General features: G+C 72.4%; 19 protein-coding genes. 5 read left to right on the forward strand and 14 right to left on the reverse strand.

The window, feature by feature from the left end; genetic code table 11:
• Positions 1–59 precede the first annotated feature (59 nt).
• The 9 genes from ACGFRB_RS13705 to ACGFRB_RS13745 form a co-directional block, all read right to left on the reverse strand.
• Positions 60–1,241, reverse strand: coding sequence for a helix-turn-helix transcriptional regulator (locus ACGFRB_RS13705; protein ID WP_363010436.1), 1,182 nt, complete (start codon positions 1,239–1,241; stop codon positions 60–62).
• Between the two features lie 43 nt (positions 1,242–1,284).
• Positions 1,285–1,938: an HAD family hydrolase gene (locus tag ACGFRB_RS13710; protein ID WP_393242795.1), complete on the reverse strand. Its 654-nt coding sequence runs from the start codon at positions 1,936–1,938 to the stop codon at positions 1,285–1,287.
• Between the two features lie 28 nt (positions 1,939–1,966).
• Positions 1,967–2,335 carry an NTP pyrophosphohydrolase gene (locus tag ACGFRB_RS13715; protein WP_393242797.1) on the reverse strand — a complete coding sequence of 123 codons (369 nt, stop codon included), beginning with the start codon at positions 2,333–2,335 and terminating at the stop codon, positions 1,967–1,969.
• A gap of 44 nt (positions 2,336–2,379) precedes the next feature.
• Positions 2,380–3,456: an LCP family protein gene (locus ACGFRB_RS13720; protein ID WP_363010471.1), complete on the reverse strand. Its 1,077-nt coding sequence runs from the start codon at positions 3,454–3,456 to the stop codon at positions 2,380–2,382.
• Positions 3,457–3,880: 424 nt separating this feature from the next.
• A complete protein-coding gene (locus ACGFRB_RS13725) occupies positions 3,881–6,043 on the reverse strand; it encodes a 3-hydroxyacyl-CoA dehydrogenase NAD-binding domain-containing protein (protein WP_363010442.1) in 2,163 nt (720 codons plus the stop codon).
• Entirely contained in the window at positions 6,040–7,266 is a 1,227-nt protein-coding gene (locus ACGFRB_RS13730; RefSeq protein WP_361224114.1) for an acetyl-CoA C-acyltransferase, read from the reverse strand. Before ACGFRB_RS13730 ends, ACGFRB_RS13725 begins: the two co-directional genes overlap by 4 nt.
• A 348-nt stretch (positions 7,267–7,614) precedes the next feature.
• Positions 7,615–8,898 (reverse strand): HRDC domain-containing protein, encoded by a 1,284-nt coding sequence (locus tag ACGFRB_RS13735; RefSeq protein WP_393242799.1) that lies wholly within the window; start codon positions 8,896–8,898, stop codon positions 7,615–7,617.
• Between the two features lie 145 nt (positions 8,899–9,043).
• Positions 9,044–9,709: a response regulator transcription factor gene (locus ACGFRB_RS13740; RefSeq protein ID WP_015037008.1), complete on the reverse strand. Its 666-nt coding sequence runs from the start codon at positions 9,707–9,709 to the stop codon at positions 9,044–9,046.
• A gap of 596 nt (positions 9,710–10,305) precedes the next feature.
• Entirely contained in the window at positions 10,306–10,923 is a 618-nt protein-coding gene (locus tag ACGFRB_RS13745; protein ID WP_393242801.1) for a DUF3000 domain-containing protein, read from the reverse strand.
• A 385-nt stretch (positions 10,924–11,308) separates the two neighbouring features.
• Between ACGFRB_RS13745 and hemE the strand changes: the two genes are divergently transcribed.
• Complete coding sequence (gene hemE, locus ACGFRB_RS13750) at positions 11,309–12,388, forward strand: uroporphyrinogen decarboxylase (RefSeq protein WP_393242803.1); 1,080 nt, start codon at positions 11,309–11,311, stop codon at positions 12,386–12,388.
• A gap of 199 nt (positions 12,389–12,587) precedes the next feature.
• On the opposite strand, the gene ACGFRB_RS13755 is transcribed toward hemE, so the two are convergent.
• Positions 12,588–13,961, reverse strand: coding sequence for an FAD-dependent oxidoreductase (locus tag ACGFRB_RS13755; RefSeq protein ID WP_363010449.1), 1,374 nt, complete (start codon positions 13,959–13,961; stop codon positions 12,588–12,590).
• Between the two features lie 4 nt (positions 13,962–13,965).
• Positions 13,966–15,180 carry a DUF4349 domain-containing protein gene (locus tag ACGFRB_RS13760; RefSeq protein WP_393242805.1) on the reverse strand — a complete coding sequence of 405 codons (1,215 nt, stop codon included), beginning with the start codon at positions 15,178–15,180 and terminating at the stop codon, positions 13,966–13,968.
• Positions 15,181–15,520: 340 nt separating this feature from the next.
• Here ACGFRB_RS13760 and hemG point away from each other — a divergent pair, with 340 nt between their 5' ends.
• Positions 15,521–17,065, forward strand: coding sequence for a protoporphyrinogen oxidase (gene hemG / locus ACGFRB_RS13765; protein WP_393242807.1), 1,545 nt, complete (start codon positions 15,521–15,523; stop codon positions 17,063–17,065).
• A 17-nt stretch (positions 17,066–17,082) separates the two neighbouring features.
• Positions 17,083–17,796 (forward strand): hydrogen peroxide-dependent heme synthase, encoded by a 714-nt coding sequence (hemQ, locus tag ACGFRB_RS13770; protein ID WP_361224134.1) that lies wholly within the window; start codon positions 17,083–17,085, stop codon positions 17,794–17,796.
• Between the two features lie 25 nt (positions 17,797–17,821).
• Here hemQ and ACGFRB_RS13775 read toward each other — a convergent pair whose 3' ends face one another.
• On the reverse strand, positions 17,822–19,624 hold the full coding sequence (locus tag ACGFRB_RS13775) for an alpha/beta fold hydrolase (protein WP_393242810.1): 1,803 nt from the start codon (positions 19,622–19,624) through the stop codon (positions 17,822–17,824).
• Between the two features lie 316 nt (positions 19,625–19,940).
• Here ACGFRB_RS13775 and ACGFRB_RS13780 point away from each other — a divergent pair, with 316 nt between their 5' ends.
• A complete protein-coding gene (locus tag ACGFRB_RS13780; RefSeq protein WP_393242812.1) occupies positions 19,941–20,702 on the forward strand; it encodes a HEAT repeat domain-containing protein in 762 nt (253 codons plus the stop codon).
• Between the two features lie 151 nt (positions 20,703–20,853).
• On the forward strand, positions 20,854–21,882 hold the full coding sequence (locus ACGFRB_RS13785) for a HEAT repeat domain-containing protein (RefSeq protein ID WP_393242814.1): 1,029 nt from the start codon (positions 20,854–20,856) through the stop codon (positions 21,880–21,882).
• 138 nt (positions 21,883–22,020) lie between these two features.
• Here the strand turns inward: ACGFRB_RS13785 and ACGFRB_RS13790 are convergent, their stop codons facing one another.
• Together ACGFRB_RS13790 and ACGFRB_RS13795 are read right to left on the reverse strand one after the other, a co-directional pair.
• Entirely contained in the window at positions 22,021–23,484 is a 1,464-nt protein-coding gene (locus tag ACGFRB_RS13790; RefSeq protein WP_393242816.1) for a DUF692 family multinuclear iron-containing protein, read from the reverse strand.
• A gap of 988 nt (positions 23,485–24,472) precedes the next feature.
• The gene (locus ACGFRB_RS13795; RefSeq protein ID WP_393242818.1) at positions 24,473–25,615 is read right to left on the reverse strand and encodes a cytochrome P450; all 1,143 of its coding nucleotides are present in this window, start codon (positions 25,613–25,615) and stop codon (positions 24,473–24,475) included.
• Positions 25,616–26,262: the final 647 nt, after the last annotated feature.

Raw genomic sequence — 26,262 nt, forward strand, 5'->3', positions numbered from 1 at the left:
GTGACAGGGAGATCGTGTGGCCTGGGAAGGGTCACAACTGCTACAAGCGGTAGCAGTTTTCAGACGGCGCCGATCCATTCGCAGAACCGTGTGACGTCCTCGCCTCCGCGAAAGTGGCGCCGCACGGCGCCTGCCACCTCGCGGGCCCATGGATGCTCGCGGGTGTGCTGAGGCGCCGTCGCCCGTGCGGACTTCAGGCTCTCGAACGCGTCACCCGAAAGCCCGGCCCAGTTCTGCGCGCGGGCCAGCTCGATGTAGAACCCGCTACGGCGTTCGGCCGGCAGAGAGTTCGGCGGCTTCCATTTCTCCGCCGCCCGCAGAGCGCGGTCGGTGTGCCGGGGACCGAGACCGACCGCGACGGATACTTCGTGGATACGGACGGAATCAGGCCCAAAGGAAGTGCCCAGGTACGTTCCCTCGCGACCGACTTGGACGGCGAGTCGACGGGCGTGACCGAGATGGAGATCGGCGGCGTCCGCGTTCTCGGCTCGTCCGGCGATGACCGCGGCTCGCATGTGGAGGGCACCGCGGGCAGCGGCTTTGAGCTGGGACGTCGGCGCAGGAGCGTTGTCCACGGCCTGCTCCAGTGCGGTGAGGCCGATGGCGTACGCCCGGGCCGCGAAGAACGTCTCCGTGCGCACGTAGGAGGCGGTGGCGGCGACCAGCGGGTCGGCAGAGCGATCGGCGGCCCAGCGCATCAGGTCGATGAGCCGGGCCGAGAGGTCGTGAGCGCCGTACTTGTACGCGATCGCGTCCGCTGTCCGGGCCGCTGACGCCAGCATGCGGGCTGCGGCCGTGTGCTCGCGTGCGGGGGCGGTGTGGATATGGCGGATCGCGTCGGCGAGGACGCTGGGGATCGTGGACGCGATGCGGCCGTACTGTGCGTTGAGCCTCCACTCCTCAGCCACGCCCACTGCGGTGGCCAGGGCATCCTCACGGCAGGTGGGAAGGCCTTGAGGGATCTCGTATCCGGCGATGGCCGCCGACAGAGCCGGCAGTGCGCCGTGCACGCGGCGCTCGGTGCCGTGGAATCCGGTGCGGAGCTGAGTGGCGTCGACTCCGAGGGCAGCCGCGAGTGCTTCAAGGGTGTCGTCGCTGGGGCGTCGGGCTCCGCGCTCGACAGCTCGAATTGTCGAGTAGGAGACCTGCGAGGCCTCGGCGAGACGGCGTTGGGTGAGGCGTCGGGCACGGCGGCGGGCGGCGATTCGTTCGCCCACCGCCTGCGGGGTGTCTGCGGACATGAGCCGAACGTACCCGCACCGTGACTGACAGGTACGAGAACGGCTACGCGTTCTCTCGCTCGACAATGCCGACGAGTTCGTGGAGCGTGTCGATGACCCAGTCCGCGGTCTCGGCGAGAGCCGGGTCCTCGGCCGACAGATGCCCCCACGGGCCGCGCCGCAGATGCGCCGTGCGAAAGCCGAGCGCCGCGGCGGCCAGGGTGTCGTTCGCCGGGTGGTCCCCGACGTACACGATCTCCTGCGGCAGCGCGCCTGCCGCGGCGCCTGTGACCCGGCCGAAGAACTCTGCTCCCGGCTTCGCGCATCCCCAGTCGCCGGAGGTGGCGATCAGATCCGCGGGAAGATCCAAAGCCCGCAGCATGGAACCGGCCTTGACGGTCTGGTTTCCGGCGATGACGACGCGGACGGCGAGCGCGCGGAGCGCGGCCAGGGCGGGTCGGACGTCGTCGTAGAGGTCGGTTTCATCCAGTAGTTCGCCGCAGCCGGCGTTCTCTCGGGCGGCGTACTCGGCCTCGATGTCGATGCCGGGCTTCAGAAGACGGAGGGCTTCGGCGTTGTCGCGGCCTTGAGCGACGACGGCCCCGACGAGTGCGGAGACGGTGTGTCGCGGGACGTCGAGCCAGTCGGCCCAGCGTGCCCAGTAGCGATCGTCGCGGACGAGGGTCTCACCGATGTCGAACACGATGCACTTGATCATGCCGCCGAGCGTACGGGCGGCGGTGCTGTCATGGCAGCGCCCGCGGCCCCACGCACCGCGCCCCCCACTCCCCCACCCTCCGGCGCAGCTCCCGGTCCGCCGTGACCACCACACACGGGCGGCCGGCCGCGGCCCGGGCCAGGTCCGTGATCAGGTCGTCGCCGCCGGCCGGGGCCTCCTCGACGCGGACGCCCGGGACCGAGGCGACGCCCCGGGCTCGGCCCTCCACCACGAGGACGATCTCGTACGGGCCCGGGTACGGGCCGTCCGCCGGGCCGCCGTGGGCCGCGAGGCGGTCGCGGAGCCGTTCGGCGGCTCCACGGCGGTCCTTCCACCAGCCGTCGGGCACGGAGCCCACCACGTTGGCGCCGTCCACGACCAGGAGAGGGAGAGTCATGCCCCCAGCATGACAGCGGTGGCGAAGGCGGAAATCACAGCGGGTCAGCCGCCGGTGGCCGGGGACTTCTTCGCCGACTCCGGGATGTCGGTGTCCTCGCGGATCGCCGTCCAGAGCTGGGAGGCGCTTGGCTCGTGGGCGACGACACGGTTCGGGTCCGTCTTGTCGTACGCGACCGGGAGCATGATCGTTTCCATGTTCGTCGGGTCGACGCCGTTCAGGCTGCGGGCGTAGTCGCCCAGCGAGGTCAGCGAGGCGAGGCCGGAATCGGTGGTGAGCGCCTCGGTCGCCGAGTTCGCGATCTTGTACGTCTTGGTGGGGCTGCCGAGCAGGTCCTGCCGCTTCACCTCGGCGAGCAGCGCCGTGAGGAACTTCTGCTGGTTGCCGATGCGCCCCAGGTCGCTGCCGTCCCCGATGCCGTAGCGGGTACGGGCGAAGGCAAGGGCCTGGGTGCCGTCCAAGTGCTGGGTTCCCGCGGCGAGTTCGAGGCCCGAGTGCTTGTCGCTGATGGCCTTGTCGACGTCGATGGTCACGCCGCCGATCACGTCGACCAGGTCCTTGAAGCCGGCGAAGTCGATCTCCATGTAGTGGTCGAGCCGGAGGCGGGACATCTTCTCGACGGTCTTGACGACGCACGCCGGACCGAACTGCGCGTAGACGGAGTTGAACATGACCCGGCGGGCTTCGGGAGCCTCGGACCCGTCGCGGCGCTTGCACTCCGGCCGGGTGATCAGGGTGTCGCGCGGGATGCTCACGGCGACGGCCCCCGACCGGCCCTCGGGTACGTGGATGACGAGCGCCGTGTCCGAACGCGCCCCGCTGACCGCCGCCTTGTCGAGCGCCGCGTTGTCCCCGGCGCGCGAGTCGGAGCCGAGCACCAGCAGGTTCTGACCGGTCGAGGGCACCTTCTCCGGCCGATTGACGCCGAGTTCCTTGTCCAGGTCGACGGCCTTGATGTTCGAGTCGAGGCTGGAGTAGAGCCAGTACAGCCAGCCTCCCGTGGCGAGGACGAGCACCAGCAGCGTCAGCAGGATGATGCGACCGGTCCGGCGTTTCTTGGGACGTCTGCCCGCGTTCCGCCGCTCGGCGCGCGTACGCGGCTCCATGACGTCGTGGCTCATCCTGCTCAAGTCCGTCGATTCCCTTGGTCTCATGCCCGTGAGCGGATCAGGTCGGATCGGACTGGATCAGATTCGATCGGACCGGACCGGATTGGAACGGGGCGGGTGTGCGGAGGGGGACCAGGGTGGGGCCGGTCCGCTCAAGTGGAGGGCTGGATCCGCACTATAGAGGGATTTTCGAATCTCATATGACTGATCGAGTGGTCCGGTTGTCCGGATACCGGCCCAACGCGTCGCAGGGGGAACAGTGCGCCACATCGGCCCTTCCGAACCGACAACCGAGGCATATGACAGCCCCGCCCCTCCCCGAGAGCCGGCAACCGCGGCATATGACGGATGCCCGCCCCTCACACCGTGAGGAACGGGCATCCGACTACTGCTGTACGACTACTGCTGTACGACCACTGCCGTACGACGCGCCTGCTTACGCGGGAACGCTCGCCACGCCCTGCGCCAGGAAACGCCGGCCGACGGCACGCTCGGAGACACCCTCGCGGTCCAGGTACGGCGTGATGCCGCCCAGGTGGAAGGGCCAGCCGGCACCCGTGATCAGGCACAGGTCGATGTCCTGCGCCTCGGCGACGACACCCTCGTCCAGCATCAGGCCGATCTCCTGCGCCACCGCGTCCAGGACGCGGTCGCGGACCTGCTCCTCCGTCAGGACGACATCGCCCTGCTTCAGGAGCGCGGCGACCTCGGGGTCCAGCTCCGGCTTGAAACCGTTCTCCGGCTTGTAGACGTAGAAGCCGCGCTTGCCGGCCTCGACGACCGCCTTCAGGTTCGGGGAGACCTTGAAGCGCTCCGGGAAGGCGCGGTTCAGCGTCTCGGAGACGTGCAGACCGATCGCCGGGCCGACCAGCTCCAGGAGGACCAGCGGGGACATCGGCAGACCCAGCGGCTCGACCGCCTTCTCCGCCACGGCCACCGGGGTGCCCTCGTCGATGACGTTCTGGATCTCGCCCATGAAGCGGGTCAGGATGCGGTTCACGACGAACGCCGGGGCGTCCTTCGTCAGGACCGCGGTCTTCTTCAGCTTCTTCGCCACACCGAAGGCGGTGGCGAGCGAGGCGTCGTCCGTCTGCTCGCCGCGCACGATCTCCAGGAGCGGGAGGATCGCGACCGGGTTGAAGAAGTGGAAGCCGACCACGCGCTCGGGGTGCTTCAGCTTCGACGCCATCTCGCTGACGGACAGCGAGGAGGTGTTGGTGGCGAGGATCGCGTGCGCCGGGGCGACCGCCTCGACCTCCGCGAACACCGTCTGCTTGACGGACATCTCCTCGAACACGGCCTCGATGATGAAGTCCGCGTCCGCGAAGCCCTCGGCCTTGTCGAGGACACCGGAGACCAGGCCCTTGAGACGGTTGGCCTTGTCCTGGTTGATCCGGCCCTTGCCGAGCAGCTTCTCGATCTCGGCGTGGACGTAACCGACGCCCTTGTCGACGCGCTCCTGGTCGATGTCGGTCAGGACGACCGGCACCTCGAGGCGGCGCAGGAAGAGCAGGGCCAGCTGGGAGGCCATCAGACCGGCGCCGACGACACCGACCTTGGTGACCGGGCGGGCCAGCGACTTGTCCGGCGCGCCGGCCGGGCGCTTGCCACGCTTCTGCACCAGGTTGAAGGCGTAGATGCCGGCGCGCAGCTCGCCGCCCATGATCAGGTCCGCGAGGGCCTGGTCCTCGGCGTCGAAGCCCTTCTGGAGGTCGCCGTCCTTCGCGGCCTCCATGATGGCGAGGGCGCGGTAGGCGGCCGGGGCCGCGCCGTGCACCTTGGAGTCGGCGATCGCACGGCCCTTGGCGATGGCCGCGTCCCAGCCCTCGCCGCGGTCGATCTCCGGGCGCTCCACGGTGATCTCGCCCTTGAGGACCTGAGCGGTCCACACGAGCGAGCGCTCCAGGAAGTCGGCGCCCTCGAAGATCGCGTCGGCGATGCCGAGCTCGAAGACCTGCTTGCCCTTGAGCTGGCGGTTCTGGTTCAGCGAGTTCTCGATGACGACCGAGACGGCCTTCTCCGCGCCGATCAGGTTCGGCAGGATCGTGCAGCCGCCCCAGCCGGGGACCAGACCGAGGAAGACCTCGGGCAGCGAGAAGGCCGGCAGGGCCTTGGAGACGGTGCGGTAGGAGCAGTGCAGACCGACCTCGACACCGCCGCCCATCGCCGCGCCGTTGTAGTACGCGAAGGTCGGGACGGCCAGCGCGGAGAGGCGCTTGAAGACGTCGTGACCGCCCTTGCCGATGGCCAGCGCGTCGGAGTGCTGCTTCAGCAGCTCGACACCCTTGAGGTCGGCGCCGACGGCGAAGATGAACGGCTTGCCGGTGATGCCGACGCCGACGATCTCCCCGTTCGCGGCCTCGGCCTCGACCTGGTCGATCGCCTTGGCCAGGTTGGCCAGGGACTGCGGACCGAAGGTGGTCGGCTTGGTGTGATCGAAGCCGTTGTCCAGCGTGATCAGCGCGAACCGGCCGCCCGCGGCGGAGCCGCTATCGGATGCTGTCGCCGGGAGTTCGAAGTGACGGACGTGGGCGGTCGTGACGACCTCGTCCGGGAAGAGCTCGGCGGCGCCCTTCAGAAGCTCGGCGGTGGTGCTCACTTGCTGCCTCCGGCGTCCTTGTGGTTCGGGTTCTCCCAGATGACCGTGGCGCCCATGCCGAAGCCGACGCACATGGTGGTGAGGCCGTAACGGACCTCGGGCTGCTCCTCGAACTGGCGGGCCAGCTGCGTCATCAGACGGACACCGGAGGAAGCGAGCGGGTGACCGTACGCGATCGCGCCACCGTACTGGTTGACGCGGGCGTCGTCGTCGGCGATGCCGTAGTTCTCCAGGAACGCGAGGACCTGGACCGCGAAGGCCTCGTTGATCTCGAAGAGACCGATGTCCGAGATGGACAGACCGGCCTGGGCCAGCGCCTTCTCGGTGGCCGGGATCGGGCCGTAGCCCATGACCTCGGGCTCGACGCCGGCGAAGGCGTACGAGACGAGGCGCATCTTCACCGGGAGACCGTTCTCGCGGGCGAAGTCCTCGGAGGCGATGATCGAGGCGGTGGCGCCGTCGTTGAGACCGGCCGCGTTGCCCGCGGTGACGTTGCCGTGGACGCGGAACGGCGTCTTCAGGCCCGCCAGGCTCTCCATCGTGGTGCCCGGACGCATCGGCTCGTCGGCCGTGACCAGACCGAAGCCCGTCTCGCCGGCCTCGGGGGAGGTGCGGCGGACCGAGATCGGCACCAGGTCCTGCTGGATCTTGCCGTCGGCGTACGCCTTGGCGGCCTTCTCCTGCGAGCGCACGGCGTAGGCGTCGGCGCGCTCCTTGGTGATGCTCGGGTAGCGGTCGTGCAGGTTCTCGGCGGTCATGCCCATGAACAGGGCGGACTCGTCGACGAGCTTCTCCGACACGAAACGCGGGTTCGGGTCGACGCCCTCGCCCATGGGGTGGCGGCCCATGTGCTCGACACCACCGGCGATGACGGCGTCGTACGCGCCGAAGGCGATCGAACCGGCCGTCGTCGTCACGGCGGTCAGCGCGCCGGCGCACATACGGTCGATCGAGTAGCCCGGCACGGACTGCGGCAGACCGGCCAGGATTCCGGCGGTACGGCCGAGCGTCAGGCCCTGGTCGCCGATCTGCGTGGTCGCGGCGATGGCGACCTCGTCGATCTTGGCGGGGTCGAGACCGGGGTTGCGGCGCAGCAGCTCCCGGATGGCCTTGACGACGAGGTCGTCGGCGCGGGTCTCGTGGTAGATGCCCTTCGGGCCCGCCTTGCCGAACGGGGTACGGACGCCGTCGACGAAGACGACGTCCCTGACGGTACGAGGCACGATGGCTCTCCTCCAGGTGCGGGATGGCACTACAGCTGCCGGGCGCGCGGCCCGGACGCGCACCTAAGCGCGCGCTTGCCCACCCCATGCTACTTACGAGTAACCAAGCTGCCCACCCCCGGGGCCGGGAGCGGTGAAGGTCACACTTTCCGGTACCTCCGGAAGAGGCCATTCCGGAGGTCCGGGCACGGCGTGGGTGCGGCGGAGACGCGGCGAAGGTACGGGGCGGACGCGCAGTGGGGTACGACGGAGGCCCCCGGCGCCGGAGCGTCAGGGGCCTCAGGAGTGCGCGGTCGGAGCCACGCGGCTGGACCTGCCGGTCAGGATCTGCCGGTCAAAACCTGCCGGTCAGGACTGGGCCGTCATCGCCGTCACCAGGAGCGGAGTCACCAGCTGGACCTGCCAGGCCCGCGCTCCGTACCCGCTCAGGGCCGCGGCGATCGCGTCCGGACCCACCAAGGACGGCGGCTCCCAGCAGACCCGGCGCACGGTGTCCGGCGTGATCAGGTTCTCGGCCGGCAGGTGCAGCTCCTCGGCGAGGGCCGAGACCGCCGCGCGGGCGGAAGAGAGCCGGGCCGCCGCGGCGGGGTCCTTGTCCGCCCAGGCGCGCGGCGGGGGCGGCCCCGCCAGGGCCTGGCCGGGCTGCGGAAGCTCCGACTCCGGCAGCGCCTTGGCCCGGTCCACGGCCGCCTGCCACTGCTCCAGCTGGCGCCGGCTCATCCGCTGCCCGAAGCCGGACAGCGAGGACAGCACGTTCACGTTGGGCGGCAGCGCGAGCGCCGCCTCGACGATCGCCGCGTCGCTCAGCACCTTGCCGGGGGAGACGTCACGCCGCTGCGCCACCCGGTCACGGGCCGTCCACAGCTCCCGTACGACCGCCATCTGGCGGCGCCGGCGCACCTTGTGCATGCCCGACGTGCGCCGCCACGGGTCCTTGCGGGGCGGCGCGGGCGGCGCCGAGGCGATGGCGGTGAACTCTTCGAGGGCCCAGCCGAGCTTGCCCTGCCGGTCCAGCTCCGCCTCCAGCCGGTCGCGCAGGTCGACGAGCAGCTCGACATCGAGCGCCGCGTAGCGCAGCCAGGGGTCGGGCAGCGGGCGCGTCGACCAGTCGACGGCCGAGTGGCCCTTCTCCAGGGCGTACCCGAGGACGGACTCGACCATCGCGCCGAGGCCGACCCGGGGGAAGCCGGCGAGCCGGCCGGCCAGCTCGGTGTCGAAGAGCCGGGAGGGGCGCATGCCTATGTCGCGCAGACACGGCAGGTCCTGGGACGCGGCGTGCAGGATCCATTCGGTGCCGGTCAGGGCCTTGCCGAGACCGGACAGATCGGGGCAGCCCACCGGGTCGATCAGGGCGGTGCCCGCGCCTTCCCGGCGGATCTGGACGAGATAGGCGCGCTGTCCGTAGCGATATCCCGAGGCGCGTTCGGCGTCGACGGCGACCGGCCCTCGGCCGGCGGCGAAGGCGGCGATCACGTCGTCCAGGGCGTCCTGGCTGGCGACGACGGGCGGCACACCCTCGCGGGGTTCGAGCAGGGGAGTCGGCAGCCCGTGCGCAGGGACTTCGGCGTCCGAGGGGGCGCCCTCGGTGGTTCGAGTTGTGGTGTCACTCGCGGTGTCTTGGGCGTCGGTCACCTGTCAAGGGTATCCGTCCGTGGCAAGCGCCCATCGAGGGAACGGTCCCGAACGGCCCGGGCCGACCGGGCAGAGGGAACGTTCCGTCGACGGGCGCTCGACGGTCTTCACCTGCTGTGACGCGCTGTGGAGCGGGGCTTCGCCCTCAGTGGATGATCCCGGTGCGCAGGGCGACGGCGACCATGCCGGCCCGGTCTCCGGTGCCCAGCTTGCGGGCGATCCGGGCCAGGTGGGACTTGACGGTGAGGGCCGACAGGCCCATCGAGACGCCGATCGCTTTGTTCGACTGGCCCTCGGCCACGAGCCGCAGCACCTCGACCTCACGGCCGGACAGCTCGCGGTAGCCGCCCGGGTGGCTCGGGGCACCCGGGGGGCGGCGGTGGCCGAGACGGGCGGCCGCCGCGCCGATGGGGGCGGCGCCGGGACGGGTGGGGTGCCCGATGTTCGTACGCGTGCCGGTGACGACGTACCCCTTGACGCCGCCCGCCAGCGCGTTGCGCACGGCGCCGATGTCGTCGGCGGCCGACAGGGCGAGGCCGTTGGGCCAGCCCGCGGCGCGGGTCTCGGACAGCAGGGTGAGCCCGCTGCCGTCGGGGAGGTGGACGTCCGCGACGCAGATGTCGCGTGGGTTGCCGACGCGGGGACGCGCCTCCGCGATGGACGACGCCTCGATGACGTCGCGTACGCCGAGCGCCCACAGATGACGGGTGACGGTGGAACGGACGCGCGGATCGGCCACGACGACCATGGCTGTCGGCTTGTTCGGGCGGTAGGCGACCAGGCTTGCGGGCTGCTCGAGGAGAACGGACACCAAACCTCCTGGGGGGAAGGTGCGGGACGGAGACGGCTCGGGGAAGAAGCCGGGGGGCGGACCCGTGTGTGAAGGGGTCATTGACTCCTTCGGCAGCGGGGGCGTCCGCCTTTAGGGAAAGATCACGATTTGGTGAGCGACAAGGGGGGCAAATCGGACGCTTGATCGGTCATCGTACGAGCCTTGTGCCGTTCCCTGGCCCAGGCTCGCTCGAAAGTGTCCGAAAAGTGCCCCTCGGCGTGTCCTCGCCACATCTGCATCCCGGGCGTGTCGCGGGCTGTGTCCGCAGGCCCGCGTCGACCCCGTCCCCGGTCCTGTGCCGGAGTCTCCCGGGCCGTTCCCGCTCCGGTCCCTGCCCCAGGGCCCATTCCAGGCACCCGCCCCGGGTCCCTGTCTTCGCTCCCGCCCCTGTCCCTGCCCACGGCCCGGCCCCCGCATGCGGACCCGTGTGTCCCGCGCGTGTCGTGTCGTGTCGCGGCGCCGCCCGGGCGCGGGTCTCGCGGGCGCCGGCAGGTGTCGTGCGCTACTCGGGAATCGGCGCCCCGGCTCGAAGGCCCCGGCCCGGCTCGGAGGTCCCGGCCCTGCCCATCACCGGGTCACTGCTGCTGCGGACCCCGCCGCTGCGGCAGCGACACGACCCCCGCGCCGGACGTCGTCCCCGCGCCCGGGCCCTTCGGCGACTCCGGCGGCGACGGCGGCAGCCCCGCGACCTGGCACAGCAGATCGCACCAGGCCGCCAGATGCGTCCCGGTGTCCGGCACCCCGCCCGCCCCCTCCCGGGGCGTCCACGAGGCGCGGATCTCGATCTGGGTCGCGGGCGCCCGCTCCGCGAGTCCGCCGAAGTAGTGCGAGCCCGCCATCGTGACGGTGCCGCTGGCCTCCCCGTACGCGAGACCGCGCGCCTCGAACGCCCCGGTCAGCCAGGACCAGCACACCTCCGGCAGCAGCGGGTCCGCCGCCATCTCCGGCTCCAGCTCCGCCCGCACCAGCGTGACCAGCCGGAACGTCCCTTTCCAGGCGTCGTGCCCGGCCGGGTCGTGCAGCAGCACCAGACGTCCGTCGGCGAGCTCGTCCTCGCCTTCCACGACCGCCGCCTCCAGCGCGTACGCGTACGGGGCCAGCCGCTGCGGCGGCCGGGTCGGGTCGGCCTCGATCTCCGGCCGCAGCCGCACCGCGCGCAGCCCCTCGACCGCCCGCTGGAACGCGGACGGCACCGCGTCCGGCTCCGCCGTGCTCCCCGACGCGCTTCCTGTCGTGCTCGCGGCCGCCTTCCCCGACGGGTTCTTCGCGGGGGTCCCGGCCGTGCTCCCCGACGGGCTTCCGGACCCGTTCCCGGCGGCACTCCCGGCGGCACCCCCCGCGGCACTGTCCGCGGCACTTCCCGAGGCAGCCGGGTCCGCGGCATCCACCTTGTCGTCGCCCGCCGTCTTCCCCGTCCCCTTCTCTGTCCCTTCTGTCCCTCGAATGCCGTCGGAATGATCGGAAAAATGTCCCTGAGCCGCAGCCATGCGGGGAAGAGTAGGCGGAACGGGGCCCTCGTGCGGGGAGGGACACCCGGGCCGGGCGAGCGGCTTCTCGCCACATGCGAAGATTCTGGGCGTGAGTGCCATGGATCGCCCTACGGGCCAGCAGCAGACGAAGCCCCAGCCGCAGACCTACGACTCCGCGTTCCTGAAGGCGTGCCGGCGTGAGCCGGTGCCGCATACGCCGGTCTGGTTCATGCGGCAGGCGGGACGGTCCCTGCCCGAGTACCTGAAGGTCCGCGAGGGCATCCCCATGCTCGAGTCGTGCATGCGACCCGAGCTGGTCACCGAGATCACCCTCCAGCCGGTCCGCCGGCACAAGGTCGACGCCGCCATCTACTTCAGCGACATCGTCGTCCCCCTCAAGGCCATCGGCATCGACCTCGACATCAAGCCCGGTGTCGGCCCGGTCATCGCCGAGCCCATCCGCACCCGCGCCGACCTCGCGCGGCTGCGCGACCTCACCCCCGAGGACGTGGCCTACGTCACCGAGGCCATCGGCATGCTGACCGGCGAGCTGGGCTCCACCCCGCTCATCGGCTTCGCCGGCGCGCCGTTCACCCTCGCGAGCTATCTCGTCGAGGGCGGCCCGTCGCGCAACCACGAGCACACCAAGGCGCTCATGTACGGCGACCCGCAGCTGTGGGCCGACCTGCTGGACCGCCTCGCCGAGATCACCTCCGCCTTCCTCAAGGTGCAGATCGAGGCCGGCGCCTCCGCCGTCCAGCTCTTCGACTCCTGGGTCGGCGCGCTCGCGCCCGCCGACTACCGCCGTTCGGTGATGCCGTCCTCGGTCAAGGTCTTCGAGTCCGTCGCCGGCTACGGCGTCCCGCGCATCCACTTCGGTGTCGGTACGGGCGAGCTGCTCGGCCTCATGGGCGAGGCGGGCGCCGACGTGGTCGGCGTCGACTGGCGGGTCCCGCTCGACGAGGCCGTTCGCCGCGTCGGGCCCGGCAAGGCGCTCCAGGGCAACCTCGACCCGGCCGTCCTGTTCTCCACCCGCGAGGCCGTCGAGGCCAAGACGGACGAGGTGCTGGCCGCCGCGCAGGGCCTGGAAGGCCATGTCTTCAACCTGGGCCACGGCGTCATGCCGACCACCGACCCGGACGCCCTGACCCGGCTCGTCGACTACGTGCACACCCGCACCGCTCGCTGAGACGCCGGCTGATCCGGCCGGCCCGCGCCCGGGCCTGAGCCGGAACCGGAACCGGGCCGGGACGCGATCCGGAACCGCGCCGGGGACGAGCTCCCCGGCGCGGTTTCGTGTCTCCCGGCGGTACGGATCAGGGCAGGGCCCCGGCGGTAGGGCGCGGGTCGGCGTCTCCCCGTCGTACGGCCGCGCGGGGGCCAGGGCCTCAGCCCGCCGCCCGTACCGCCGCGACGGCCTTGCGCGCCGCCACCAGGACCGGGTCCCACACCGGGGAGAACGGCGGCGCGTACCCCAGGTCCAGGGCCGTCATCCGCTCCACCGTCATCCCGGCCGTCAGCGCCACCGCCGCGATGTCCACCCGCTTCGCCGCGCCCTCGCGGCCCACGATCTGCACCCCGAGCAGCCGTCCCGTCCGCCGCTCGGCCAGCATCTTCACCGTCATCGGCGCCGCCCCCGGGTAGTAGCCCGCCCGGCTCGTGGACTCGACGGTCACCGTCACGTACTGGAGCCCCACGGCCCGGGCGTCCTTCTCCCGCAGACCGGTCCGCGCGATCTCCAGGTCGCACACCTTCGACACCGCCGTGCCCACCACGCCCGGGAACGTCGCGTAGTCGCCGCCCACGTTCGAGCCGATCACCTGGCCGTGCTTGTTGGCGTGGGTGCCCAGCGGGATGTGCCGCTCCTTGCCCGACACCAGGTCCAGGACCTCCACGCAGTCACCTCCCGCCCAGACGTTCTCCTGCCCGCGCACCCGCATCGACAGATCGGTGAGCAGACCGCCGGACGTCCCCAGCGGCAGCCCCGCCGCCCGGGCGAGCGTGGTCTCCGGCGCCACGCCCATGCCCAGGACGACCACGTCGGCCGGATACTCGCCGGCCTCCGTCGTCACCGCCCGGACCCGGCCGTCGTCGCCGGTCAGGATCCCGGTCACCGCGGACGAGCCGACCGTACGGATGCCCATGCCGTCCATCGCCCGGTGCACCAGGCGCCCCATGTCCGGATCAAGGGTCGCCATCGGCTGCTCGCCCCGGTTGAGGACCGTCACCTCGAAGCCGTGGCCGAGCAGCGCCTCCGCCATCTCCACGCCGATGTACCCGGCGCCGACGACCACGGCCCGCCGGCCGCGCGCCCGGGACAGCGACTCGATCAGCGCCTGTCCGTCGTCCAGGGTCTGCACCCCGTGGACGCCCGGCGCGTCGATCCCGGGCAGCGCCGGCCGTTCCGGGCGGGCGCCGGTCGCGATCACCAGCTTGTCGAAGCCGGTCCACGCCTCCGCGCCCGACTCCAGGTCCACGGTCCGCACCCGCTGACCGGGCAGATCCAGCTCGGTCGCCTCGGTCCGCATCCGCAGATCGATGTCCCGCGCGCGGTGCTCCTCCGGGGCGCGCGCGATCAGCGCGTCCCGGACCGGGACGTCACCGCCGACCCAGTACGGGATCCCGCAGGCCGAGTACGAGCTGAAGTGGCCGCGCTCGAAGGCGACGATCTCCAGTTCCCCGGGCTTCCTCAGCCTGCGGGCCTGTGACGCGGCGGACATGCCCGCCGCGTCCCCGCCGATGACCACAAGGCGTTCGCTCATGGGGTCATTCTGCGGACTCCCCGTCGGAGGCGGGCACGGAGGGCCCGGCGGAGCCGGGTGATCCGGCCACGTCGGCGGGGCCCGCGGCCCCGGGCGAGCCCTTGACGGGCGCTTCCGCCCCGGGATCCGCCGCCGGGACCGGGGCCGGGGCCTGGCCCGGCGCCCCGGCCGCAGCGTGACCGGGCCAGTGCGGCAGCCCCGCCCCGCCGAACGGCGCGCCGGGACCCCCCGCCGCCGGTCCCACGAATCCCGCGCGCGAACGGCGCCGCAGCCGGGGCCGGACCAGCCACCGCCACACCGCGTACGCGAGCACCGCCACCCCGAGCCACGGTGCGAGGGCGGCGAGGACGACCAGGAGCCAGCCGACCGAGGCGACCAGCGCGTGCCAGCCGCCGGCCAGCGAGTCGACGATCCCGGGCCGGTCGCCGTCGTCGTTCTTCCCGGCGGGCGCGTCGGTCCGCTTCTCGCTCAGCGTCAGGGTGATCGTCGCGAGGGACGTCCGGTCCCTCAACGAGGTCTGCTGGGCGAGCAGCGCCTCCAAGTCGGCCTGACGCCTGCTGAGTTCACCCTCCAGGGAGACCACGTCGCTCAGTCGCGTCGCCTGGTCCATCAGCTTCCGTACCCGCGCGACACTCGCCCGCTGGGTCGCGATCCGGCTCTCGACGTCCACCACCTGGTCGGTGACGTCCTTCGCGTCCGCCTTGCGCGACAACAGCTCGCCGCTGCCCGCGAGTTCGGTGAGGACCTCGTCGTAACGGTCCTCCGGGACGCGCAGCACCAACCGGGAGGTGACCAGGCTCTCGTCGCTGTAACGGAGGTCGCCGTCCTCGCGCTGGGTCGTCTCCGTCTCGACCCGGCCGCCCGCCTTCGCCGCGAGCTCGCGGGCGGACGCCGCCGAGGCCTCCACGCTGCGGACCCGGACGGACAGTTCGGCGGTACGGATGATGTGCTGCCGCTTCGCCACCGGCGTACGGGACGAGGGCACGCCCTTGCTCCCGGTCGGGGGCTTCGCCGCCGCTGCCGCCTGACCGGGGCCGGCCGCCCGGTCCGCCGCCGCACCCTCGGCGCCCTGCGCGGGCTGGGCCGCCTTCGCCTCCGCCGGGGCGTCGGAGGCGTCGCCGGACCCGGCGCAGCCGGTGAGCACCAGCGAGCCCGTCAGCAGCGCCGCCACCGCGCCGGCCCCCGCCCGCGCCGTCGCCCGGTGCCTCTTCCGTCGCACTTCCCGGGCACCTCGTACGTCCCCTGTGTCCCGGGCACCCCGTACGTCCCCAGTGTCCCGCGCACCTCGTACGTCCCCTGTGTCCCGCGCACCCCGTACATCCCCGGTATCCCACCTCCCCCGTACGTCCCCCGCCTCCCGTCTTCCTCGCGCTTCCATCGTTTCCGCGTTCGTGTCCACAATCGAGCCGTGCATCAAGGCCCCCCGAGGCGGTCGTCCGATGTGTCGTGGCGCGGGTTTGACGGATGGGGCCCGTCCGACGGTTGCCCTTTCCTGGTCGCGAAGTGGTCACGGTCAGGCCTCGGATCGAAGCGCCGAAGCCGTTTGAGAGAGTGGGACCATGAACGCGAACGCGCAGACAACGGACGCACCGGACGTCGTGGTCATCGGCGGCGGCATCGCAGGACTCGCCGCCGCCCACCGCCTCGTCACGGCCGGCAAGCGGGTCACTCTCCTCGAAGCCGGTGACCGGCTCGGCGGCAAGCTGATGGCCGGCGAGATCGCCGGCGCCCCCGTCGATCTCGGTGCCGAATCCCTGCTCGCCCGTCGCCCCGAGGCCATCGCGCTCGCCGAGCGGGTCGGCCTCGGCGACCGCCTCCAGGCCCCCGCCACCACCACCGCCTCCGTCTGGTCCCGCGGCGCGCTCGTGCCCATGCCCAAGGGCCATGTCATGGGCGTTCCCGGCGACGGCCGCGCCGTCGAGGGTCTGCTGTCCGCCGAGGCCGTCGCCCGCATCGGCCTCGACCGCGAGCTGCCGCCCACCGAGATCGGCGACGACATCGCCATCGGCGCGTACGTCGCCGAACGCATGGGCCACGAGGTCGTCGACCGGCTCGTCGAGCCGCTTCTCGGCGGGGTGTACGCGGGTGACGCCTACCGCATCTCCATGCGCGCCGCCGTTCCCGCGCTGTTCCGCGCCGCCCGGGAGAACACCACGCTCGCCGAGGCCGTCAAGGCCGTCCAGCGGGCGGGCGCCGCCACCCCGAGCGACGCCGCGGGCGCCGGTACCGGCCTCGGCTCCGGTACCACCACCGCTTCCGGCTCCGCCCCCGGCACCGGCCTCGGCGGATCCGCGTTCGCCGGCATCCGGGGCGGTGTCGGCACGCTCCCCGGCGCGGTCGCCGACGCCGTACGCGCCGCGGGCGGCACGATTCTCACCCGTACCCCGGTCACCGGCCTGCGCCGCACCGGCCCCACGGGTTCCACCAGCGCCACGGATTCCACCGGCCCCACCGGCTGGGAGATCACCACCCCGGACCGTGTCCTGACCGCCGGCGCCGTCGTGCTCGCCACCCCCGCCGGGCCCGCCGCCGAGCTGCTCGCCTCGCTCGCGCCCGCCGCCTCCGCCGAGCTCGGCTCCGTCGAGTACGCCTCCATGGCCCTGATCACCTTGGCCTTCCGGCGCGCGGACCTGCCCGCCCTGCCCGGCTCCGGCTTCCTCGTCCCGCCGGTCGACGGCCACACCATCAAGGCGTCCACGTTCGCCAGCCAGAAGTGGCAGTGGATCGCCGACGGGGCCCCCGACCTCTTCGTGCTGCGTACCTCCGTCGGCCGGCACGGCGAGGCCGAGCAGGTCGGACGCGAGGACGCCGACCTGGTCGACGTCTCCCTGAAGGACCTGGGCGCCGCCACCGGGCTGGCCGCCCGGCCCGTCGCCTCCACCGTCACCCGGTGGATCGGCGGCCTGCCCCAGTACCCGGTGGGCCACCTGGCCCGGGTCGACCGGATCCGCGCCTCCGTCGCGGATCTGCCCGGTCTGGCCCTGGCGGGCGCTGTTTACGAGGGCGTCGGAATCCCCGCGTGCGTCGCCTCGGGCGAACGCGCAGCGGACGAGATCATCGCCACGTCAAAAACGGGTGACCCCGGTGCGGGGCACTCTCGGTGAAGGGCGAGAATAGAGCCATGAGTGCGCCCGAAAAGATCCCGAACGCCGGTAAGAAGGCGAAGGACCTCAACGAGGTCATCCGCTACACCTTGTGGTCCGTCTTCAAGCTGCGCGATGTTCTTCCCGAGGATCGGGCCGGCTACGCCGAAGAGGTCCAGGAGCTGTTCGACCAGCTCGCCGCCAAGGACATCACCATCCGCGGCACCTACGACCTCTCCGGTCTGCGCGCCGACGCCGATCTCATGATTTGGTGGCACGCCGAGACGAGCGACGAGCTCCAGGACGCGTACAACCTGTTCCGCCGCACCAAGCTGGGCCGTGCCCTGGAGCCGGTGTGGTCGAACATGGCGCTGCACCGCCCCGCCGAGTTCAACAAGTCGCACATCCCGGCCTTCCTGGCCGACGAGACTCCGCGCAACTATGTGTCGGTGTACCCGTTCGTCCGCTCGTACGACTGGTACGTGCTGCCGGACGAGGACCGCCGCCGGATGCTCGCCGACCACGGCAAGATGGCCCGCGGCTACCCGGATGTGCGCGCCAACACGGTCGCCTCGTTCTCGCTCGGCGACTACGAGTGGATCCTGGCCTTCGAGGCCGACGAGCTGCACCGTATCGTCGACCTCATGCGTCACCTGCGGGGCTCCGAAGCGCGACTGCACGTCCGCGAGGAGATCCCGTTCTACACCGGCCGGCGCCGCAGTGTCGCCGAGCTGGTGGCGGGCCTGGCCTGACGGCCTTCCAGCCCCTCCGACCCGGTCACCGTCCGGCGCCCAGCCGGGCGGTGACCCCTTGACCCGGAAGATCAGACGGCTCGCGGACATCCGCCTGCCGCTCCAGCGACACCGGGTCCGGCTCCGGGTGCGGCGCGCATGACGCGCGCCGCACCGGCGTCTTCTGGGCCGTGTACGCGGACGGATCCGCGAGCGGCCCCGCGGCGGTGGCCGTAGGCACCTCGGTCTCCTCCTCGGTGCTCACCCCGTCGCCGCCCACGGCCTCGTCGGGCACCTCGCCCGTGAGCAGGTAGCGCTCCAGATAGCCGTTCACACAAGCGTTGGGGCCGCCCCCCGTCCCGTGCGTCCCGGCACCCCGCTCGGTCACCAGCGCGGACCCCGCGAGCCGGCGGTGCAGTTCGAGCGCCCCCTCGTACGGAGTGGCCGCGTCACGCTCGGCCGCGAGGATCAGCACCGGCGGCAGCACTCCCGGGCCGGTGCGCACGTCCAGCGGCGTCTGGCGCGGGGCCGGCCAGTACGCGCAGGGCAGGTTCGCCCACACGTTGTCCCAGGTCTCGAACGGCGCGCGGCGCGCGAGCAGCGTGTTGTCGTGGTCCCAGACGGCGAAGTCCTCCGGCCAGGGGCCGTCGTTGCACTCCACCGCCGTGTAGACGGCGGTCCCGTTCCCGGGGTCGCTCGCCGGGCCCTTGCTGTCCTTGGCGTCCTTGGCCTCCTTGCCGTCCTTGGCGGCCTCGGTGTCGCGGGGCGCGGGCGCGGCCTGTTCCACCAGCGGCTTCGGGTCGCCCTTCAGATACGCGCCGAGCGCGCCCGCCCGGGCCGGCCAGTAACGGTCGCTGTACATCCCCGCGAGCATCGCCCGGTGCAGCTGTCCCGGCCCGACCCGGTCGCCCGCCGGCGTGGCGGCGAGCTTCGCGCGCACCTTCTCGTAACTCGCGGCCACCTCGGCGGCCGTCTTCCCAAGCCCGTACACCCGGTCGTGCTTCGCCGCCCAGGTACGGAAGTCCGCCCAGCGCTGCTCGAAGGCGAGCGACTGGTCGAGATTGCTCTCGTACCAGATCTTGTCCGGCGTCGGGTTCACGGGCGCGTCGAGGACCATCCGCCGCACCCGCTGTGGGAACAGCGTCGCGTAGAGGGCGCCGAAGTACGTGCCGTACGACCCGCCCATGTACGTCAGCCGCCGCTCGCCGAGCGCCGCCCGCAGCACCTCCAGGTCACGGGCGTTGTTCAGCGAGTGGTAGTGCCGCAGCCCCGGGCCGGTGCGCTCGGCGCAGCCCCGCGCGTACGCCTTGGCACGCTCGATCCGCTCCCGCTTGAAGTCCTCGGAGGGGTGCGTCGGCGCGAGCGTCGGCTCCTGGGGGCGGCGGGCCGGGTCCTCGCAGGACACCGGCGCGGACCGGCCGACGCCGCGCGGGGCGTAGCCGACCAGGTCGTACGCGGCGGCGATCCGCTGCCAGGCGGGCAGCTCGGCGGCGAGCGGGAAGGACGTGGAGGAGGCGCCGGGCCCGCCCGGGTTGAAGACCAGGGCGCCCTGCCGCTGCCCGGCCGGGCCGGACGCCTTGATCCGGCTGACGGTGAGCGGGATACGGGTGCCGTCCGGACGCGCGTAGTCCAGCGGGACCTCCACGGTCCCGCACTCCACCGTCTTCGGCAGTTTCTCGGCCGCCGGGCACGCCCCGAACCGGATGCCCAGCGTCTCGGCGGCACGCGTGGCGACCGCGACGCCCAGGCTCTCGGGGGACGGGGCCGGCCCGCCCGGCGCGGCCGCGGTGGGGGTGGCGACGGCGGCCGGGGTGAGGAGGGCGGACAACAGCAGCGCGACCGGTTTCATGGGGGATCCTTCGAGGAGACCTTCCGGCGGGGGCGGGACAGACGCCTCCCAGGGGGAGGGTTCGCCGCCCGGGGGCCGGTGTAAAGCACCGGGGGCGGGTGTCGCCGGACTGTCCCCGAACGCCGTACGCGCGGCCGGGGCGCGGCCGTCCCCGCGCCCCGGCCGCGCGCTTCCCTCGCGCTCCGCCGGGGGCGGGCGGGGCGCCGGGTGTGGTCGGGGACGGTCGGGGTCGCTGCCGGTTCCGGGGGAGGGGCCGGGGCGCGCTTGACCTTGACACGGTGACAAGCCTTTGGCTGGGTCCCGAGGAGGTGGCCCCATGACCATGTCGGCATCGGAGGCGGACACACCCAGGGCACCGGTTCTCCGGGCGCTGGAGCACGCAGACCCGTCGGTCCGGGTACGGGCGGCGCTGGAGATCGGATCGCGGCCCGACCCGGGGTACGTCGGGACGCTCGTGGAGCGGTGCCGGGAGGAACCCGACTTCTCCGTACGGGAGACGCTGACCTGGGCGCTGACCCGGCACGCGGCGGACGAGACGGTTCCGCTGCTCGTCGGCGAGGTGCGCTCGGACGGGCCGCTGGCGCGGAGCCAGGCGCTGCACACGCTGTCCAAGATCGGGGACCGGCGGGCCTGGCCGGTGATCACCCCGGCGCTCCTGGCGGACCCCGACGACGAGGTGGCCCGCACCGCGTGGCGGGCGGCGGTCGCGCTCGTACCCGAGGGGGAGGAGCAAGCGCTCGCCGTAGAGTTGGCGAAACGCCTCGGGCGGGGCGGGCATGAGACGCAACTCAGCCTCAGCCGGGCGCTGATCGCGCTCGGCGAGGTGATCCTGCCGCTGCTGGCCGCCGCGGAGAACGCCCCCGAGCCCGGCGTGCGCGCGCACGCGAAGGCGACGGAACGTCTGTGGCACGACCCGGACGCCGGTTTCGCGTCCGCGATCGAGGAGGCGAAGCGGATCGTGGCCCTCGGCGGGCGGGGTGACGACGGGGCCGGGGGCGAGTCAGGAGACGAGCCAGGAGACGAGCCAGGAGACGAGCCCGGGGGAGAACACGCGGCTGACGCGCCCGAGGCTGGGTAGGCGGAAGCGGAGACGGTGGGCCTGAAGGCGGTGCGGGCGCTGCGGGCGATGGGCCCGAGGGCGGGTCCGGTGCCGTGGCAGTGCCTCGGGTGGCGCTTCGAACGGTGCCTCGAACGGTGCCTCGAACGGTGCCGAGGAAGGACGGTGGAGGGTGCTGATCGGTGAGGTCGCGCGGCGGTCCGGGGTGAGCGCCCGCATGCTGCGGCACTACGAGACGCTCGGCCTGGTGCGGCCGACCGGGCGGACCGGCTCCGACTACCGGGAGTACTCCGCCGAGAACATCCGGCGGATCTTCCACATCGAGAGCCTGCGCTCCCTGGGGCTGTCGCTGCGCGAGGTGGGGCGCGCGCTCGACGACCCGGACTTCACGCCCGCCGGGCTCGTCGACGACCTCGTCCGCCGTACCCGGGAGCGCATCGCGGCGGAGACGGAACTGCTGACCCGGCTGTGCCGGATCGATGCCGCCGAACCCGCCGCGTGGGAGGACGTCCTCCAGGTCACCGCACTGCTCCAGGCGCTCGGCTCGAAGAACCCGAAGGCACGCCAGCGCGCGGCCCTGGCCGCGGCCGAGGAGGTGCCCGTGCCGGTGGAGGCGCTGGTCGAAGCGGTCCTGAGGGAGCCGGAACCGAATGTCGCCGGAGCCCTCCGCTGGGCCCTCGCGCCCTCGGGCGGGGAAGCGGCCGTGCTGCTGGCCCAGGGCCTCGGCGCGGCGGAGGCCGAGGTACGCGTCCGGGCCGTCCGGTCCCTCGCCGAGATCCCGGGCGACACGGCGACCGCCCTGCTCCAGGACGCTCTCGGGCACCCCGACGGCGCGGTGCGCGGGTACGCGGCCCTGGCGCTCGGGACGCGGGGCGTGGCCGACGCCGTACCGGCCCTTGTCGATCTGGTCGTCGAGGGCCGGGGCGATGTCGACGCCGCCGACGCGCTGAGCGCGCTGGCCGGCGGACCCGTACCGGCGGAACGCGTCACGGCCGCGCTCGTCGGGCACCTCGCCACCGGCACCCTCGAAGCACCCGCGCGCCGGCGGCTCACCCAGGCGCTCGCCGACATCCCCGGGCCCGCGGCCACGCGCGCTCTCGAAGAGCTGGCCGAGGACGAGGACCGCGCGGTGGCACTGACCGCCACCGCCGTCCTGGGGCTGAGGGCCGGGGAGGGTACGGACGGCCGCCGCGCTCGGTGAGTTCCGCGCGGCGGCTGCCTCGCCGTCGCCCCCTGGATCCGCTCGTGCGGCCGTCCGCGCGGGCGGGGACGAGGGCCGGGCGGCGGCGCTGACCACCGCCCATCCCTCCCGCTCTCAGCCTGTCGGCCCGTCGGCCCGTCAGGCCCGGTGCGGGCGCAGGGCCGTACGGATCCGGTGGGCGAGCCGGGCGGCCGGGCCCGGGGGCCGGGTGCCCGCCCGCTCCCGCCACCACGCGGCGAGTCGCCGGCGTGTGGCCGGGTCCTCGGGGCGGTCGGCGACCAGCAGCTCCTCGGCGAAGTCGAGGGCGTCGTGCCGGTAGCCGTCGGTCATGGGCCGGTTGCGGGCGTACGCGAGGAACGCCGGCCGGTACTCCGCGCCGAGGATCTCCGGCAGCTCCGGCGCCACCTTCCCCACCACGTCGGCCCGTTTGCCCGCCAGCGCCCGGCTCTGCACCCCGAGCCGCCGGGCGTCGAACCCCTCGGGCGCCGGAGTGCCCGCGACCAGCGACGACAGCAGCGCGGTCTGGGCGACCCCGACCCGCTGCCGGGCACGCAGGGTGCCGACCCGGCCGTGGTCCCGCCTGTGGTCCCTTGCGGGCACGGGTACGGGCGAGGGATGTGCGACTGGCGTGGCCGGGGCGGTGGGTGTGACCGAGGCAACCGGCGTGACCCGGACCGGAGCCGGGTCCGGCATCGCGCCGCCCGAGACCCGCGCGCCCGCGCCGATCAGCAGCGGTCGCGGCCGCGCGGCGGCCACCGTCGTACGGATCGTGGCGAGTTCGGCGGCGAGTTCCTCGCGTGCGGGGAAGTTCTCGTCGCGTTCCAGCAGGACGCCCGGCGGGGCGACCCGGGCGGCGAGGTCCGCCAGGATGTCGAGGACCGGCCCGGGGACCGGGTGGGCGTGCGTGTCGTGCCACACCCCGTCCCGTTCCAGGCCGCCCGCCACGTGTACGTACGCGAGCGCGTCCAGCGGCAGCCCGGCCAGCGCCTCGGCGGGGGTCTCGCCCCGGTTGACGTGGTTGGTGTGCAGATTGGCGACATCGATCAGGAGCCGTACTCCCGTACGCTCCACCAGCTCCGAAAGGAACTGCGCCTCCGTCAGCTCCTCGTCGGGCCAGGCGATCAGGGCCGCGATGTTCTCCAGGGCGAGCGGCACCGGCAGCGCGTCCTGGGCGATCCGTACGTTCTCGCACAGCACGTCGAGCGCGTCCCGGGTGCGCGGCACGGGCAGCAGGTGCCCCGCCTCCAGGCGCGGTGTGGCGGTCAGCGGCCCCCCGGCCCGTACGAACGCCACATGCTCCGTCACCAGCGGCGCCCCCAGCAGCTCCGCCTTTCGCGCGAGCGCGGCGAGCCGCCCGGCGTCCGGCCGGTCGGCGCCGCCGAGGCCCAGCGACACGCCGTGCGGTACGACGGTCGTCCCGCGGGTCCGCAACCGGACCAGCGAGTCCGGCAGATGGTCGGCGCACAGGTTCTCGGCGACGACCTCGACCCAGTCGATCCCCGGCAGGGCCTCGACCGCCTCCGCGATCTCCGGCCGCCACCCGATGCCGACCCCCAGCTGCGCGGGCGCCCCCGGCGCCCGCTTCCGTTCCGTCTCCCCCATGCCGTCGTCCCCCTTCTCGGCCGGTACGGTCCCAGACCTGATGGCCCGGAAGCACGCGTTCGAATCCGGATCAAGAGACGTTCAGAGCTTCATTTGAGGTTCGCCGCTGTGTACGCCTCGGGGGCCCCGTGAGCCCCTTGAGTTCCGCGCCGCTGTGGGCCCGGGCCCGCTGCCGCCGTCCGGCGGATCCGACTCCGTGCACCCGTTGGATGCCGCACTGACCGCGACCGCGTCGCGCGCCTCGTCCGGCCCCGGCCCCGCACCCGGCCTCTGGGGCTCACCGTGCCACGAGGCCCGCCGCAGGGAACTCCGAGATCACTGCCTCCGCACCGGGGGCGATCTCCCTGTGCCGGGGTCCTGCAGCCGAACCGTACCGGTCGCGATCTTCAGGCCGAGCCGGTCGCGTAGAAGATCAAGGACCTCACGACCTTCTGCCCCGTTGGCAACTACCGATCACCTCGACACCGCGCGCACGGGCGATCGCGACAGGCTGCCTGACGTGGCAGTAGGGGAGCCGCCGCCGTCGATCCCGACGGTGGCGGCTCCCCTGGCTTCAGCACACGTGGCCACTACACGGGACGCGCGAGGCGGGCCGTGCGAACGTCGACTCCGGCCCGGGGCCGTGGAAAAATCGGCGAGTCTCCCGCTCGGTTCCTCGTGCGTACTCGTCGAGCTCGGGGTCAGCCCGGCGGCCACTGCCAAGCCGCACGAAGGCTGGTCTTGAAGACGCGACGGATCGCTGCCATGTCAGTCACCTCCCTTCGGTGTCGTTGACGGGCCATCGGGTGAGTCGTCAGCCCGGCGGCCACTGCCAAGCCGCACGAAGGCTGGTCTTGAAGACGCGACGGATCGCTGCCATGTCGATCACCCCCTTTGGGGTCGCTGGTCGTGTCGTCGGCGGTTCGCCGAGTGGAGGACAGCAGGGCGGGTCACACGCGGGCCCTGCGGAGGTTGGTCGTGAGGATGCGGCACACAGCGGCTGCGTCGTTCACTTCTTCCCGGCAGCGTGGAGTTGCCTGACGCTGCGGTGGAGGGTGAAGGGCCGAGGGACGGCGCCCTCGATCATGACGGGGCGCGTGTCACCCCCGGTGACGCTCACACGGGCACCATCGGTGAGGGCGGTCAGCGCGTCTGTCATCAGCTCCATCGCCACCGCCGCGCTGGAGCAGGTGAAGGGGCCCGCGCCGAACGGTATATAGGGGCCGCGCTCGGGTTCGCCCCAGCGTTCGGGGCGGAACACGTCGTGATTGGTCCAGCCCTGTTCGGCATGGTGCATGAGATAGGGGCTGGCGGAGACGAAGTCGCCCGCGTTGAAGGAAACACCATTGATCTCGGTGGCGTGCGGAAGGGCCCGGCCGACCATCCACACCATGGGACGGTGTCGCATGGCCTCGCGGACGATCCAGTCCGCCGGCCAGGGCAGCGGAGAATCCGAGGTGTGGTGCATGAAAGCCAGGAGAACGGACCAGGCAAGAGTGGAACTGGACGGCGCCACCGACGAACGGTAAATCGTCCCGAACAACGCGGAAACGGTTTCGTCCGGCAGTGATTCCGAGCAGGTGGCGACCAGGGTATCCAGTATGTCGCGGGGCTCGTCCGCGGGATTCTTCCGGCGCCGGCCGACCTCTTCAGTGAAAGCTGGATTAAATTTCGCGCGCAGGAATTCCGCGCGTATTCGCTGCCAGGTGCTCGGCGCCTGGAACATGATGCCGCCATGGACGCCTCGGTCCATGAGGCGCCGCAGGTGCTCCGGGCTTTCCGGATGCAACAGAATGTCCCTCATCGATCGGTACATCAGGTCGATGCCGGCAGCGGGCCACTGGCTGGTGGCCGGCAGTCGAGACACCTCGACGACGAGCGCCGCGCGGTACTTGGGCAGCTGTGAGCGCAGTAGATTGCGGACCGCGCGACCCACCTCGATCTGTGCGTCGCGGGTCGGCAGCATGCCGGAGAAGAAGGACGACCGTCCACTGTTGAACTCCGCGTCGCGTAGCACCGAGTGGGCCTTGGTGACATCAGTCACGCACCAGCCGCCCCAGGGTATCCGCAGCATTCCGTTCGAGCCGCGATCACGCAGGTATTCAAGGTATTCGAACGCGTCGTGTCGAAGTCGACGCTTGTAGCCCCCCATCAAACAACTCCCCCGGCCTGTCTTGGAGTACCGGGCGTGAAACTTCGACCCGGCCGAGCCGACCCTTGTTTGCGGTCCGTCAGTTGGAAGACTGTAGTCGAGCGTTCGGTGGGTGGGAATACCTGGCGCGGAATTGCTCTAAGCTCACGCTCGGTAATACTGGCTGCCCGTCCTCCGTTTTGATCGCGTCTCGTGATGTGTTCTTTCTCAATGTGAGACGAGTCGACTTCTACTCAAAGAATCAAGATCCCGATATCCATCTGGTCGTTCCGGGCGTCGCCCGCCCGGCGCGGGAGCCGACCAGGTGGGAGGCCGTGATCGGGCCGGCCGCAATGCCGGACGCCGGGTCGGCCGCCACTCGGCTTGGAGGGCGCGGCTCCGCCGGCACGACGTCGACGAGCCGCCGGACGGCGGCCTCGGAGGACAGCCCGCCGGCGGCGGTCAGCGCGTGCGAGCAGTAGTCGGCCGGTTCGTCGGGTGAGACGTCGTCACGGATCGCCCTGCCGAAGCGGTATCGGTGCCGCGTGTGACCGACCTTCTCTTCCCTGGGGTCGGCGTGGAGGTCGAGTGGATGGTTCTCGGAGACGGCGAGGTTCGTCTCGCCATGCGGTCGGCGGCGGCGTCGGCCGCCTGGTGCCGGCCCCGCC

The sequence above is a fragment of the Streptomyces sp. NPDC048718 genome (assembly GCF_043198875.1).
Lineage (GTDB): Bacteria > Actinomycetota > Actinomycetes > Streptomycetales > Streptomycetaceae > Streptomyces.

What these genes read in the sequence shown, in the direction of transcription:
- ACGFRB_RS13720 (WP_363010471.1), bottom strand. Translation starts at nt 3,456, where the DNA reads ATGAGCCACGACGTCATGGAGCCGCGTACGCGCGCCGAGCGGCGGAAC.
- ACGFRB_RS13705 (WP_363010436.1), bottom strand. Translation starts at nt 1,241, where the DNA reads ATGTCCGCAGACACCCCGCAGGCGGTGGGCGAACGAATCGCCGCCCGC.
- ACGFRB_RS13715 (WP_393242797.1), bottom strand. Translation starts at nt 2,335, where the DNA reads ATGACTCTCCCTCTCCTGGTCGTGGACGGCGCCAACGTGGTGGGCTCC.
- hemG (WP_393242807.1), top strand. Translation starts at nt 15,521, where the DNA reads ATGAACGCGAACGCGCAGACAACGGACGCACCGGACGTCGTGGTCATC.
- hemQ (WP_361224134.1), top strand. Translation starts at nt 17,083, where the DNA reads ATGAGTGCGCCCGAAAAGATCCCGAACGCCGGTAAGAAGGCGAAGGAC.
- ACGFRB_RS13710 (WP_393242795.1), bottom strand. Translation starts at nt 1,938, where the DNA reads ATGATCAAGTGCATCGTGTTCGACATCGGTGAGACCCTCGTCCGCGAC.
- ACGFRB_RS13795 (WP_393242818.1), bottom strand. Translation starts at nt 25,615, where the DNA reads ATGGGGGGCTACAAGCGTCGACTTCGACACGACGCGTTCGAATACCTT.
- ACGFRB_RS13780 (WP_393242812.1), top strand. Translation starts at nt 19,941, where the DNA reads ATGACCATGTCGGCATCGGAGGCGGACACACCCAGGGCACCGGTTCTC.
- ACGFRB_RS13790 (WP_393242816.1), bottom strand. Translation starts at nt 23,484, where the DNA reads ATGGGGGAGACGGAACGGAAGCGGGCGCCGGGGGCGCCCGCGCAGCTG.
- ACGFRB_RS13775 (WP_393242810.1), bottom strand. Translation starts at nt 19,624, where the DNA reads ATGAAACCGGTCGCGCTGCTGTTGTCCGCCCTCCTCACCCCGGCCGCC.
- ACGFRB_RS13755 (WP_363010449.1), bottom strand. Translation starts at nt 13,961, where the DNA reads ATGAGCGAACGCCTTGTGGTCATCGGCGGGGACGCGGCGGGCATGTCC.